Genomic DNA, 14475 nt, shown 5'->3' on the forward strand with positions numbered 1-14475 from the left:
AGCAAAACCTACATCTTGAAGATAGCGTCGTGCTCGCGGATGGCGTGGCGGTCCGTCATGCCAGCGATGTAGTCAGCTACAGCACGAGCCTGTGCAATCGGGTCTTCGCGCCTATGTTCGGCTGCTAATAGACGCGGATCATCCACAAATGCCTGAAACAGGTCACGCACGATGTGTTGTGCCTTGTTCATCATGCGCACCACTTTGTAGTGACGGTACAGATTAGCGTGCAAAAAGCGCTTGAGCTCATCCGCCTGAGCGCGCAGCTCTGGCGAGAAGCCCGCCAGACGCGGCAGATGCCGGATTGCATCCACACTATCGGGACGATGCTCTTCCAGCTTGGCGCGCGTGGTTTCCGTTAGATCCACCACCAGGGTGTTGATCATGCCGCGGATGATTTCAGCCACCAGCCGCTGACCGCTCAAGCCCGGATACTGAGCCTGCACATGCTCGTAATGATCACGGAACAGACGCAACTCCAGCAATTGCTCCAGACGGATCAGGCCGGAGCGCAAACCGTCATCAATATCGTGATTGTTGTAAGCAATTTCATCGGCCAGATTGGCCATTTGGGCTTCCAGCGACGGCTGGGTGCGATCAATAAAGCGCTGGCCAACCTCGCCCAATTCACGCGCATGCTTGAGGGAACAGTGCTTCAAAATCCCTTCGCGGGTTTCAAAACACAGGTTCAAGCCATTGAAGGCGGCATAGCGCTCTTCCAGCTCGTCCACTACCCGCAGACTTTGCAGATTATGTTCAAAGCCCCCGGCCTCTGGACGCAACTCCTGCATACAGCTATTAAGCGTATCCTGGCCGGCATGGCCAAACGGGGTGTGGCCCAGATCATGGGCCAGGGAAATGGCTTCGATAAGGTCTTCGTGCAAGCCCAGATTGCGGGCAATGGCCCGCGCCAGCTGGGCCACTTCCAGACTATGCGTCAATCGTGTTCGGAATAAATCACCTTCGTGGTTAATGAAAACCTGGGTTTTGTATTCCAGCAAACGAAAGGCATTGCAGTGAATGATCCGGTCGCGGTCCCGCTGAAAGGCGTTACGGCCTTGGGGCGCTGCCTCTGCATAACGCCGACCGCGGGACTGTTCAGGGTGACAGGCATAAGCGGCAAGCATTTGCATAGGTTTTACTCCTGTTCCACCGTTGTAAAGCGGGCCAATGCCTGGCGCACCACATCAGGCGCTACCGCCTGGACCTTGGCATGGCCTAATTTATCCAGCAGCACAAAGCGCAGCTGGCCACCTTCATTTTTCTTGTCCACCTGCATCAATTCCAGCCAGCGATCCGCAGGCCATTGTGGTGGAGTGATCGGGCATCCGCTGGCTTGCACCAGGGCTTTGATACGAGCCACATCCTGAGCGGGCAAGCCGCAAACCAGGGCGGATAGCTCGGCAGCCATAATCATGCCGCAGCCCACGGCTTCGCCATGCAGCCATTGGCCGTAGCCCATGCCGGACTCGATCGCGTGGCCAAAAGTGTGACCAAAATTCAAAATGGCGCGCAGGCCAGATTCGCGTTCGTCCTGGGAAACGACTTCGGCCTTGACCTCGCAGGAGCGGCGAATCGCATAGACAATTTGCTCTTGCGCCAAAGTACGCATGGGGTCGATCTGCTCTTCACACCAGTTGAAGAAATCCAGGTCGTAAATCATGCCGTATTTGATGACTTCTGCCAGACCGGCGGAAATCTCGCGATCCGGCAAAGTCTTGAGTACGTCTGTATCCACTTCCACGGCGATAGGCTGGTAGAACGCGCCCACCATATTCTTGCCCAGCGGATGGTTGATGGCTGTCTTGCCGCCCACCGAGGAGTCCACCTGCGCCAGCAAGGTCGTAGGCACTTGTACAAAGCGCACACCACGCATGAAGCAGGCTGCAGCAAAACCGGCCATATCGCCAATCACGCCACCGCCCAGGGCCACGATCAGGGCCTTGCGATCCAGGTGACCGCCCAGCAGCGCGTCAAAAATCAGGTTCAGGGATTCCCAGTTCTTGTAGGCTTCGCCATCAGGCAGTTCGATCACATGGACAGGCTTGCCCGTTGCGGCCAGGGCTTCCTGTACAGGTGCCAGATACAAGGCGGCCACCGTAGGATTGGTGACGATGGCAATGGCAGACGTATCGGCGGGCACCGTGTCTGCAAGATGCGCCAGACGCCCGGCGGCGATATGGATGGGATAAGCGCCACCCTGGGCGTCAACATGCACTACAGACATTTAGCAACCTCGTTCTTTCAACAGGGACAATAAGTGGCGCACCGCATGATGAACTGGCGCCGAGCCAGTTTCAAAGCGGACATCTGCCACTTCTTCATAGAGGGGTTCGCGCGCTTGCAACAGTTCCTGGATGCGGGCGCGTGGGTCCGCTGTTTGCAACAGCGGCCGGTTACGGTCTCGGGCCACGCGACGGTACAGCTCGTCTACGGTGGCGCACAAGTACACTACGATACCGCGATCCTTGATGATCTGGCGATTGGCCTCGGACAAAATGGCCCCGCCCCCCGTTGCCAGCACAATACCGGTCTGGCGCGAACAAATATCAAGCACCGCAGATTCACGTTTGCGGAACCCTTGCTCGCCTTCGAACTCAAAGATAGTGGCCACTCGCACGCCGCTACGGGCTTCCAGCTCGTGGTCCAGGTCCATGAACTCGCGCTTGAGTTCCCGCGCCAATTGACGACCAATGGTCGTTTTACCGGCACCCATCATGCCCACCAGAATAATGGGACGTGGGCCAGTTTGTTGTAAATGGAGCAGCTCGGCGTCTGTTAAGGGATCAGGATGTTCTACAGGCATCAGCTCGGCGGGTAAAGAGTGGTTCATTTGTGTATTATCCCATTAGCCTTCCCTAAGCACAGTCCGCTTGCTTAGTATTATTTTGTTACATTGATACTTAGTTTGAGGCCCAGTCCTGCTGCGTTTGGACTTTAAAATCAGCCCTAATGAGTTCCTCTTCCCGCTCCCCCAATTCTAAACCCGAGCAAAGCTCCGGTTCCTGGCTTGCCCGCCTCATCATCAAGACCTCGGTCTTTTTTGTGGGGCTTGGTCTGTGTGCCGTCCTGCTCGGGTCGCTTGCGCTGGCTTTGGCCTGGCCAAACCTGCCCGATCTAAGCGCCATGATCGACTACCGCCCCCGAGTGCCGCTGCGCATTTACACGGCGGATAAGGTGCTGATCGGCGAATTTGGTGAAGAACGCCGCAATGTGTTGCGTTTTGACGAAATCCCCGATGTCATGAAATCGGCCATTCTGGCGGCTGAGGACGATCGTTTCTACCAGCACGGTGGGATTGACTGGATGGGTGTTGGCCGCGCTGCCCTGGCCAATATGACCCATATGTCCAAGACCCAGGGTGCCAGTACGATCACTATGCAGGTAGCACGTAACTTCTACCTGTCGTCAGAAAAGACCTATACCCGCAAGTTCTACGAACTGCTGCTGACGTTCAAGATTGAAGCCACGCTGTCCAAGGACCAGATTCTGGATCTGTACATGAACCAGATCTATCTGGGTCACCGCGCCTATGGTTTTGCGGCAGCGTCACGAACCTATCTGGGTAAACAGCTTGGCGAGATCACAACAGCAGAAGCCGCCATGCTGGCAGGTATCCCCAAAGCGCCTTCGCGCTTTAACCCGATTGCCAATTTCGAGCGCGCAAAAACCCGCCAGGGCTATGTGCTGGGCCGTATGCGCACGCTGGGTTACATCACCGAACAAGAATATCAGGATGCTCTGGCCCAGGAAATCGTTGTGAAATCGGCCTTGGGTACCCCTGCCGGTGGCTACGCCATCCACGGTGAATACGCGGCTGAACTGGCTCGCCAACTGCTGTACGGCGTCTACCAGGACAATGTGTACTCGCGCGGTTTCAATATCTACACCACGATCAAGTCCACCGACCAGGAAGCCGCTTACCTGGCCGTGCGCAACGGTATTCTGGATTACACCCGCCGTGCTCCTTACACCGGCCCGCAAGGCCAGGTGGATCTGCCCGCTGGTATTGAAAACGATCACGCCCAGCTGGATTCCATTCTGGACGACTTGCAGGACAAGTACCCCGACACGGGCGATCTGCTGACCGGTGTGGTGCTGGACGCCAACCCCAACCAGATTCGTGTTGCCCGTACCGCCCAGCAGATTATTGATGTCAACGACAAGCGCGCCCTGAAGATCGTCGCTCGTGGCCTGGTGAACAACGCCAAGGCAGACGTGCGCATTCAGCGCGGCTCCGTGGTCTATCTGTTCCGCAATGGCGATTACTGGGAAGTGATCAATATGCCTGCGGTACAAGCGGCGTTTGTGTCGGTACGCCCACAAGACGGCGCGATCCAGGCCATGGTGGGTGGTTTCCACTTCTCCGACGGGAAGTTCAACCGCGTCACGCAAGCCTGGCGTCAGCCCGGCTCGGCCTTCAAGCCCTTCATCTACGCTTCCTCGCTGGAACGTGGCTTGACACCTTCCACCCAGATTTCGGACGAACCTTTTGTTCTGACTGCGGCCCAGACCGGCTCCAAGCCCTGGACGCCCAAGAACTATGGCCGTACCTACGAACCCATGCTGACCATGCGTCAAGGTTTGTACAAGTCCAAAAACATGGTGTCCATCCGTATCATGCAGGCCGTCGGTCCCAAGTACGTGCAGGAATACGTAACGCGCTTTGGTTTCGACAAAGCCCGTCAGCCTGCCGTGCTGCCGCTGGCTCTGGGCGCAGGTAGCGTAACTCCCCTGCAAATGGCCGGTGCCTACTCGGTCTTTGCCAATGGCGGTTACCGTACTGAACCCTTCCTGATCGACTACGTGACCGACAGCACCAACAAGGTCATCATGCGTGCCAAGCCAATTGTGGCGGGTGATGCCGCTGCCCGCGCCATCGACGCCCGTACGGCTTACGTCATGAACGACTTGCTGCGCGGTGTGGCTACCTCCGGTACAGGCGCCCGTTCCTCGCGCGAATTGAAGCGTACGGATATCGGCGGCAAGACCGGGACCACCAACGATTCGCAAGACGCCTGGTTTGCCGGTTATACGCCAGACTTGGTCGGTATTGCCTGGATGGGCTTTGACAAGCCACGCAGCCTGGGTTCGGGTGAAACCGGCGGCGGTGCTTCCATGCCTATCTGGATCAACTACATGCGCGCTGCGCTTAAAGACAAGCCCATCGTGCCTCCCGGCCCTATGCCTTCCGGTCTGTCGCGCATCAACGGGGACTTCTACTTTGACGAATTCCCGCCCGGACAAGCGATTGCCCGTGTTGGTCTGCCCGCTCCGGGTGACGGTGCCCTGCAACAAGGCGGTGGGGATGCAAACGACGGTATTGGCGACCTGCTGCGGCAACTGGACTCTGACTCCGGTTCCTCGGGTGCCCAAACACAACCTTTCGTCCCCTTCTAATTATCTGTACCCAAACGCCGGCCTAGCCGGCGTTTTTTATGCTTTGCCCTTCCCAATGGCATAATGCTCTGTATTGTCTGCACTAGCTCACCACTTATGAACAAACTACGTTCTTCCCGCCTGCTGGCCTTGCTGGCACTTAGCGTTTTTCTTAGCGCTTGCGGCTACAAAGGCCCCCTGTACCACCCTCCTGCGCAGGAAGCAGCGGACGCCCAAACAGCACCGCGCTGATTTCCGCCCTGCTCGCTTAACCTCTGTTATTTGACGACACCATGACCGTTGCACCTCACTTCCAATTTCAGAACAACACGCTGCACGCCGAGCAAGTTCCCCTGAACAAGCTGGCTGAAGAATTCGGCACCCCTCTATATGTGTATTCCCGCCAAGCCTTGCGCGACGCCTGGGAGTCCTATCGAGTGGCTGGCCAGGACCGCAAGTTGTTGGTGTGCTATGGCATGAAGGCCAACTCCAATCTGGCCATTCTGCAAGAATTTGCCCGCCTGGGTACCGGCTTTGACATCGTCTCGGGCGGTGAACTGGCCCGTGTCATCGCCGCTGGTGGCGATCCAGGCAAAGTGGTGTTCTCCGGTGTCGGCAAACAGGTTTGGGAAATTGAGGCCGCCCTGAAAGCAGGCGTGAAGTGCTTTAACGTCGAATCCGAAGACGAGCTGGAGCGCGTTGCCCAGGTTGCTGAACGCTTGAATGTGAAAGCGCCTGTTTCCTTGCGCGTGAATCCGGACGTGGATGCTCGCACCCACCCCTACATCTCCACTGGCCTGAAAGACAATAAGTTCGGTGTGCCTATTGACCAGGCTCCCCGCATCTACGCACGCGCTCAAGAGCTGCCTAGCCTGAACATTGTGGGTGTGGACTGTCATATCGGCTCGCAGATCACCGAAGTCAGCCCCTATCTGGACGCGCTGGACAAGCTGATCAAGCTGATCCTGGCCCTGAAAGAACAAGGCGTGAACCTGATTCACCTGGATCTGGGCGGCGGCTTGGGCATTCGCTACACCGACGAAACCCTGGTGACCCCCACCCAACTGCTGACCGAAGTCTTTGCCGCTCTGGACAAGAACGGCCTGGGCCACCTGGAAATCGTGCTGGAACCCGGCCGCTCCATGGTCGGCAACGCCGGTGTGCTGCTAAGCCGCGTGGAATACCTCAAGCATGGCGAGACCAAAAACTTCGCCATCATTGATGCCGCCATGAACGACTTGATTCGCCCCACACTGTACGATGCCTGGCACGACGTGGAAGCGGTAGAGCCTCGTCCAGTGACCGAGGCCACTCCCCACTACGATCTGGTTGGCCCTATCTGCGAAAGCGGCGACTGGATGGCTCGTGACCGTCAGCTGGAGCTGAAACAAGACGATCTGATCGCCATCATGTCTGCCGGTGCCTACGCCTTTACCATGGCCAGCCAGTACAACACCCGCCCCCGTGCGGCTGAAATTCTGGTCGACGGCAAGCAGGTTCACGTAATCCGCCCCCGCGAAGACCTGGAAAGTTTGTTTGCCACCGAACGATTGCTGCCTTAAAGGCGGGCAAGAATGCAGGTAACAACCATTCAGCCTTAAAGAACTCTCGAATCTGACCGTAAAACAGGCCGGGACTGCGCTGCCATCAGCAGGCATCGCAGTCCCGGCCTGTTGCGTCCTGTCCTAGCCGGGAAAGCACAGATTTCGCTGTCAGTGGCCAGACAGTTCGATGGTAAGCGCTGGAGGCTGTACCACCATCATGACCACCCCAGGGATACCGACACACGGCTTTGAGCCTGTTACTTCGGCCAGCGAGCGCCTGATTCGCGGCTTAAGTCTTTACGTCATCCCTTTGTTTCTGATCATGCTCACTTTATGGGCATTACTGTTCCTGCCGAATCGCTACCCTACCGTTCCCGGTCAAAGTTTGGGCATTCAGGCGCTGGCCAGCCAGCAAGAGCATGCGGATCCAGAGTTACTGACGCAATTGGAAAGTGCCCCGTCCCGGCAACGGTTGCACCTGAGCGAGCCTCATTGGCTATTGCTGACCTTGCCTGCTCCTTTCCCCCAGCAGGACCAGGTTCTGCACTTTCCCGCCTCCCCGATTTCCTCGCTGCACTGTCAAGACGCCCGCAGCGGCCAGGCCCTGCGCAATAGCGAACTGGACCCGCCTACCCCGCTGTCACCCGCCCCGGTCAAAAGCTACACCCTGGAACTGGGCCAGGCGAACCACCCTGACACCGTGCTGTGCCGTGTCGAGACCTCCCGCCCCACCCTCTTGCAAGCCCAGCTCTGGGCCAGCGCTGATGTCACCAACTCCTCGATCCGCCTTAGCCGTGGCATAGGACTGCTGGAAGGCGGTTTGCTGACCATGGCCATGTTCATGCTGGTGCTGGCCGCCACCAACCGCGCCTGGATATACCTGCTGCTGTCGGTCTGGCTGATTGGTAACCTGCGCTTGGGTTCGATGGCCATGGGTTGGGACACCCAGTGGCTAGGCCAGATCCTGCCCTCACAGTACATGCCGGTGCTGCGCCAGGTCACCATCGCCTGCTACTTCATCCTGAGCTATTCGCTATTCACCGTCTTGCTGGGCAACTCCATCACCACCGCCCGCCTGCAACGCCTGCTTCCCACCGTCGGCATTCTGGGCCTGATCCTGCTGCCCGTGTCCCTGCTGGCCCCGGCCTCGGTCTTCCAGCCCGTGATGTGGATCAGCACCATCTACGCACTGTGCTGCGTCTCTGCCGTGCTGCTGTCCATACTTCTGCACACCCGCTCGCGCATCCTGCTATGGCAACTGGTACTGCTGAGCATGGCCCTGTGCATGCTGATTTCAGCCATCTTTCTGGTGGCCTTTGGTCGCTCCAGCTTTGTGGAGAACTTCAACGGCGTCATCGCCTTCCTGCTCTCCAACCTGATGGTGGCCCTGGCCGTGGGTGAGCGCTTGCGAGAAGACCGCAGCGAATCCCTGCGCGCCCGCAACGAGCTGATGGCCCATTACCTGCTGACCCCCGTTGGCATGTTCACCCTGAACGAGTCCGGTGTCTTTCTGCGCATCAGCCCCATCCTGGCGCGCATGCTCAACATAGACGCAGACCCGAACGAAAGCACCATTCACTGGACCAACTTCTTCCCGGAACAAGACTGGAAAGCCGTCGCCCAAAGCACGCAAAATGGTCAGGACGTGACCATTATCCACTACGACGCCGACGCCCAGCCCTGCCAATTCGCCTTGCGCGTGGCCATCGTCAACCAGTGCATCGAAGGCTCCCTGCAAGACATCACCGCCCGGGCCGAGACCTACCGTCAACTGCGCCTGATGGCCGACAACGATCCAGTCACCAACGTCCTGAACCAGCGCGGCATCGAGAAAGCACTGGACGGCCTGCTCAGCCGCAGCCAGGACGACAAACCCTGCCTGCTGGCCTATCTGGACCTGAACCACATCAAATATGTGAACGGCACCTTCGGCCATTCCTCCGGGGATGCCCTGCTGCTGAAAGTCTGCGAACAACTGGAATCGGTCCTGCGCAGCAAAGACAAAATAGGCCGTATCGGCAGCGACGAATTTGTCATCATCTTTGAAGACTGCGAACCCGACCAGGCCCGCGTTCTGGCCAATAGCGTGCTGGAATCACTGAACAAAAGCCCCTTGCTGGCTGGCAACCGCAGCTTCAACCTGCGCAGCACACTGGGACTGGTCGAAGTCGCACCCGGCATGGCTCCACAAGAAGCCATCTCCGCCGCCAGCCGGGCCGCCCGCGACGCCCGCCGCCTGCATCAAGACATGATCATCTACGAGCAGGACTCCAACGCCCTGCAAGAACACGCCGAAGAACTGCGCTTGTTCGAAGAACTGGAAGGTGGCTCATCTCGCGCGCTGTACCTGGAAATGCAGCCCATCGCGGCCCTGCGCCGCCCCATGGACAGCCTGAACTTCGAGGCCCTGCTGCGCGTACGGGACTCCTCCGGCCAGCTCATCCCCACCGGCCGCATCATTGCGGCAGCCGAAGAAAGCGGCACCATCACCATCATCGACAAATGGGTGTTCTCGGCTACGCTGGAGTGGATGTCCAAACATGAAGCCCAACTGACAAAAACCCAATGGGTCACCATCAACCTGAGCGGCGTGTCCCTGAACGACGACACCTTCATCCAATGGTTCTTCGACATCCTGACCCGCTTTGAACACCTGGCCCGCCGCCTGTGCGTAGAAATCACCGAAGGCGTGGCGCTGGATGACCTGGAACACACCCGCAACTTCATGCGCCGCCTGCAGAAAATGGGCGTACGCATCGCCCTGGACGACTTTGGAGCGGGCTACACCTCCTTCTCCTACCTGCGCGAACTGCCCGCCGACGCCATCAAAATCGACGGCGCGCTGATCTGCGACATGCTCAAAAAAGAGACCAACGTCGCCATCGTGCGCACCATCGTCGAACTAGCCAACAACCTGGGCATGATCAGCATCGCAGAATGGGTGGAAGACGTCCCCACCCTGAAAGCCCTGCAAGAACTGGGCGTGGACTACGTACAAGGCTTCATCATCTCCAAAGCCTGCACCCCCGCAGACCTGCTCAAAGCCAAATCCATGCCCGACCTGGTCAACGACCCAGCAGCCCGCCAGTTCCTGATCGAGTCACAAGATAAATTCCCGCCAGCCATGTAAACCAATAGCCACCCAAGCCCCATAGAGAGCCTGGGTGGCGAATAACAGGGCCTCCGTCACCTGCCCGACGCGCGCCTATCTCAAATGCCATGGGGAAGCTATCAATGCTTTCCTAATGCCATTGCCATCACCCTAACTCCTAAGAAAGCCATCTCAGAGCCCTGAGTCAACTGGCCCCTTCGCCTCACTTACTATCGCGTGATACCCAACTCTAAATTTTGCATTTCGGACTGGTTACCGCTCCGAGTACAGACGCGTATCTAAGGCAAAAGCAGTAAATAGATCTGAGGGTCGATACAGACATCCCGCTAGCTTTGGCTTTGACGGCCTGGGGTTTGGGTTTAGATCTAGAACTAGATCTAGTTCCTGGTCTAGGTCTAAGTCTTGACCTGAATCTGGCCATGACTAAGCCAAGCCATCTCGATACAACACGCTTCCGATCAACGCCTGCCCTAGAAGCCACGATCACACTCCCCAGAAACCCACTCACCACCTACCCAGTTCCAAAGTCAGGGGCGACATAAATAAACATTGTGAGCCGCTGGTGTGCTGGGCGGGGGTGTCGGGGCGATTCGGAGAGCTTGCCGCAGGCAGAAGATCGCGTAGGGATGCAAGCATCCTGCTGTTTGAGCACGGCGCTTATAGTTTGTCCGGGGGACAAACTATCGTGCGAGTTCAGGATGCGCCCTACGCGATCTTCTGACCAGGGCACCGGTGCGCAGCACCGGCAAGCGCTCAAGCCCCGCCGCCCCCGCCCAGCACACCAGCGGCGTCTCCCAGCGCTTATTCCCCCTACAAAGACCTCCCCACCAAGCGTCCGAAACAAGCGACCACAAAAAAACCCGAGTCCGGCATCCAGCCAAACTCGGGTTTCTCAATTCTAAAACCACCATTCCGAAGCCCAAACACAAGCACCTCAGAACAAGAAGAAACTTACAGCTCCCCGTAGGAATGCAACCCCGACAAGAACATATTCACGCCCAGGAACGCAAAGCTGGTAATCAGCAGCCCACCCAGCGCCCAGTACGCCGCCATCGTGCCACGCAGGCCTTTAAGCAAACGCAAGTGCAACCAGGCCGCATAGTTCAGCCACACAATCAAGGCCCAAGTCTCTTTCGGGTCCCACTGCCAGTACGTGCCCCAGGCATCAGCGGCCCACAAAGCCCCCAACACCGTAGCCACCGTAAAGAAGGCAAAACCCACCGCAATCGCCCGGTACATGATGTCATCAAGCACCTCCAGCGAAGGCAGCTTGCGCGAAATCGGACCACGGAAATACAGAATCGTCCCCACGATCACACTACCGATACCGAAATACAGCATCCAGGTAGGCGACAACTCGCGCGAACCAAAAATCATGGGCTCGGCACACAGAATCGCGCCCAGCAAAAACACCGGAATCAGCTTGGCACGCGAACGCGTCTCGCCATTTTCCTTAACCAGATACGCAAAGCCCACCATGGCCGCCAAGGAGAACGTACCGTAACCAATAAAGTTGGCCGGTACATGCAACTTCATCCACCAGCTTTTCAGCGCAGGCACCAAAGGCTGAATCTGATGCGCATCACGCGTGAAGGAATACCACAGCAGGAAAATAACCAGCGAGCTGATCGCCAACAGCACAAAGCCACCCAGGGCACGCGTGTTGTAACGACGCTCGTAATACATGTAGAACAAGGCCGTAATCAGCGCCAGCAGTACAAACACTTCATACAGATTGCTGACCGGAATATGACCAATATCCGGACCCAGCAAGTGACCTTCGCGCCAGCGCACCAGCAAACCCGTCATCCCGGCGTAGACCGCTGCCCAGGTCAGCCCCGAGCCCATCCAGGCTGCAGTACTGCTGAAAAAACCAGCCCAGTACATCACCGTCGCCAGAATGAACAGCGCACACATCCACAAAATAGCGGACTGGGAAGAGAACAAGTACTTCAGCAGAAAAACCGAATCGGCCTTTTCAATATCGCCTGTACTGAGACCATCGCCCGTACTGTACAGCCAGACCGCCAGCAAAGCCGTCAGACCCGAGAGCACCAGCAGCGTGCGCAGCGGACGCCACAACCACCCCAGCCAGGCCACAAAGGGCACGAACGCCACCAGAATGATCTTCTCGTAGTAATCCATGCTGGTGCTGTACACATTGAGCGCATACGCCGCGCCCAAAGCCAGCACGATCAGATACAGCACATCCGTCCAGTCCGGACGGCCACGGATACCGCGCCGGTCACCACTGGAAGCGATATTGTCTTGCCACATCGAAGGAGTGGCCGAAGAAAGGGTCTGCGCCATAGTAGCTACACCTTGTCAGACAGATAGCCGGTTGAAAGCCGCTTTCAGGCGATCAAACTCGAGGTTAAAGTCCAAGTTACGACGTTGAGATGTCATGGCAGCCATTACGCTGCTGCCTTGGTTGTGAGGGCGGATCCAGACCCACACGCGGCGATCCCGGATATAGAACATCGAGAACACGCCAATAATCAGAAACAAGCAACCCAAGTACACAATGTACATGCCCGGACTGCGCGCCACCTGGAATACGCTGGCCTGAACTTGCTCAAAGCTGTCCAAGGTCAACATAACGGGCGCCGGGTAGTCAGGCAGGTTGGCAAACGCCAGTACAGCAGACTGAATCCAGCGATTGGCATCGCTATTTTCCTGACTGTAATCCAACTCTGGCAAACCTTGTTGCTGCCTGAGCAAATCACGCAATTCCGACAGTGTGAACTGAATCATGGGAATCGCAAAACCCAGAATACGCTCGCGCTCGGACTCGGGAACACGGCTGATCAAGCCATCAAAACCGGCACGCACAAAAGTCTGCAAGGCAGTTCTGGAAGCGGAGAGCATCAGCTCTTTTTGCTCGGGCGAAGAAGAATTACGTTCGGCAAAGCGCTCGGCTGCCTGGGTCACCAAGGCCTCGTTCTGCGTAGCCGCACGCAAATCCATGAATTCTTTCAGGGAACCCTTGTCGTCAGCCGGGAAACGCACATAGCGGAACGGCTCGGCGGGCGAGAAACGCATACCGGCCAGAAACACCAGGGTGCCATCCAGCTCCACAGGCAGCATGTAGTTCACAAACTCGCGGGACTGGCCTTGATCGTCGATCAAGCGATAGTTCACGCTGGGGCCGACGTTCTTCAGATGCTGATCTTTCTTGTTGGCAGCACTACCGGTAACAGCAGCCACGTGTTCAATCATGGCCTTGGGCTGAGGATCGCCCTCAGACAAGTTTTCCACGTTGATGGGGCGCAGCTCGGTCAGTTGCACCGTCAAAGCATGTTCGTTGGGGCTTTCCTGGGCCGCAATGCCCACGGTCTCGCCCACTTTGCCGTTCAGAGCAAACGTCTTGGAACCAGTACCAACCAAGGGATAGCCCTTCAGGCTGAGAATACTGCCGCCATCGTCAAAGCCGGACTGGTAAACCGTGACGCCCTTGTAGCGCAGCGGCTCGTTCACCTCGATGGTGCGCTCGAACGTATCGCCCGTAACGGGATCGGTAACTTCCACTTCGCTCTTGAAGCTGCTGGGCATGCCGGTCGAGTAGTACTCCACCAGGAAACGCTTGAGCTCCAGGGCAAACGGCAGGGGCTGAATCAGGACGCCGTCACCGGAGTTAATGACTGCGGTGGCGGTACGGGCACCCTCGGGCACCAGCATATTGGCACGGAAGCTGGGATTGCCCAGGCCAAGTCGACCCGACTCGGGCACCTGGGAAATCAGCATGTTTTCAGTAATAGGCTGTTTGCCGCCCAACCACACTTGCAGGCGCACGGGCAATTCGCTGTCGAGCAGGCCGCCCACACAGATCACCACAATCGCCAAGTGAGCAAAAATGTAACCCAGCTTGTTGGCGCTACCCTTCTTGGCCGCCATCATCATGCTGCCGTCGTCATCCTGACGCACGCGCACGGCGTAACCCTGGGACTGCAACCAGCCTTGCACTTGCTCGCGGCTATGGGCGGGAGCACCGGCACTTTCCAGTTCAACACGGTGGGGGAAGGCTTTCAGACTGCCGCCGCGCACATGTTCTTTGAACGTGCGCATTTCGCGGATCATCTTGGGAGCATTACGAATGACGCACAGCGTGGTCGAGACCACCAGAAACGTCATGATGACCATGAACCAGCCACTGTTGTAGATGGACCAGATCGAGAAATGGTCGAAAAACTCAAACCAGTACGGCCCGAATTGATCGATATACGTATTAGCCGGCTGATTTTGCGCCAGAACAGTGCCGATCAGGCTGGCTACGCAAATGAACATCAGCAAGCTGATGGCAAAGCGCATCGAACCGAGCAATTCCAGGAAATCGGCCGCAAAGCGACGCACGGGGGATACTTTTTTCACAAAGGCTAGCTTAGGAGGTGGGGGGTTTCACCGGAAACATCCAGACTTTGAACGCAGAACGCGCACAAAGTT

At 57.5% G+C, this 14475-nt stretch carries 9 protein-coding genes; 4 read left to right on the plus strand and 5 right to left on the minus strand.

The window, feature by feature from the left end; translation table 11 throughout:
* Positions 1-8 precede the first annotated feature (8 nt).
* The 3 genes from DUD43_RS18385 to DUD43_RS18395 are packed head-to-tail and all read right to left on the minus strand — an operon-like array spanning position 9 to position 2833.
* On the minus strand, positions 9-1133 hold the full coding sequence (locus tag DUD43_RS18385) for a deoxyguanosinetriphosphate triphosphohydrolase (protein ID WP_153231419.1): 1125 nt from the start codon (positions 1131-1133) through the stop codon (positions 9-11).
* A 5-nt stretch (positions 1134-1138) separates the two neighbouring features.
* A complete protein-coding gene (aroB, locus tag DUD43_RS18390; RefSeq protein WP_153231420.1) occupies positions 1139-2227 on the minus strand; it encodes a 3-dehydroquinate synthase in 1089 nt (362 codons plus the stop codon).
* Complete coding sequence (locus DUD43_RS18395; RefSeq protein WP_009461975.1) at positions 2228-2833, minus strand: shikimate kinase; 606 nt, start codon at positions 2831-2833, stop codon at positions 2228-2230.
* 119 nt (positions 2834-2952) lie between these two features.
* Between DUD43_RS18395 and DUD43_RS18400 the strand changes: the two genes are divergently transcribed.
* The 4 genes from DUD43_RS18400 to DUD43_RS18415 all read left to right on the plus strand — a co-directional run bounded on the left by DUD43_RS18400 (position 2953) and on the right by DUD43_RS18415 (position 10053).
* Positions 2953-5400, plus strand: a complete 2448-nt coding sequence (locus tag DUD43_RS18400) for a penicillin-binding protein 1A (protein ID WP_153231421.1) — start codon at positions 2953-2955, stop codon at positions 5398-5400.
* A 96-nt stretch (positions 5401-5496) separates the two neighbouring features.
* Positions 5497-5631, plus strand: coding sequence for an LPS translocon maturation chaperone LptM (gene lptM, locus DUD43_RS18405; RefSeq protein WP_080655585.1), 135 nt, complete (start codon positions 5497-5499; stop codon positions 5629-5631).
* Between the two features lie 41 nt (positions 5632-5672).
* Positions 5673-6941 carry a diaminopimelate decarboxylase gene (gene lysA / locus DUD43_RS18410; RefSeq protein ID WP_153231422.1) on the plus strand — a complete coding sequence of 423 codons (1269 nt, stop codon included), beginning with the start codon at positions 5673-5675 and terminating at the stop codon, positions 6939-6941.
* 169 nt (positions 6942-7110) lie between these two features.
* A complete protein-coding gene (locus DUD43_RS18415; RefSeq protein ID WP_228125853.1) occupies positions 7111-10053 on the plus strand; it encodes a putative bifunctional diguanylate cyclase/phosphodiesterase in 2943 nt (980 codons plus the stop codon).
* 933 nt (positions 10054-10986) lie between these two features.
* On the opposite strand, the gene ccsB is transcribed toward DUD43_RS18415, so the two are convergent.
* Both ccsB and DUD43_RS18425 read right to left on the minus strand, forming a co-directional pair.
* Positions 10987-12345 carry a c-type cytochrome biogenesis protein CcsB gene (gene ccsB / locus DUD43_RS18420; RefSeq protein ID WP_153231423.1) on the minus strand — a complete coding sequence of 453 codons (1359 nt, stop codon included), beginning with the start codon at positions 12343-12345 and terminating at the stop codon, positions 10987-10989.
* Positions 12346-12360: 15 nt separating this feature from the next.
* Positions 12361-14403, minus strand: a complete 2043-nt coding sequence (locus DUD43_RS18425) for a cytochrome c biogenesis protein ResB (RefSeq protein WP_153231424.1) — start codon at positions 14401-14403, stop codon at positions 12361-12363.
* Positions 14404-14475: the final 72 nt, after the last annotated feature.

It is taken from the genome of Alcaligenes faecalis (assembly GCF_009497775.1).
GTDB lineage: Bacteria > Pseudomonadota > Gammaproteobacteria > Burkholderiales > Burkholderiaceae_B > Alcaligenes > Alcaligenes faecalis_D.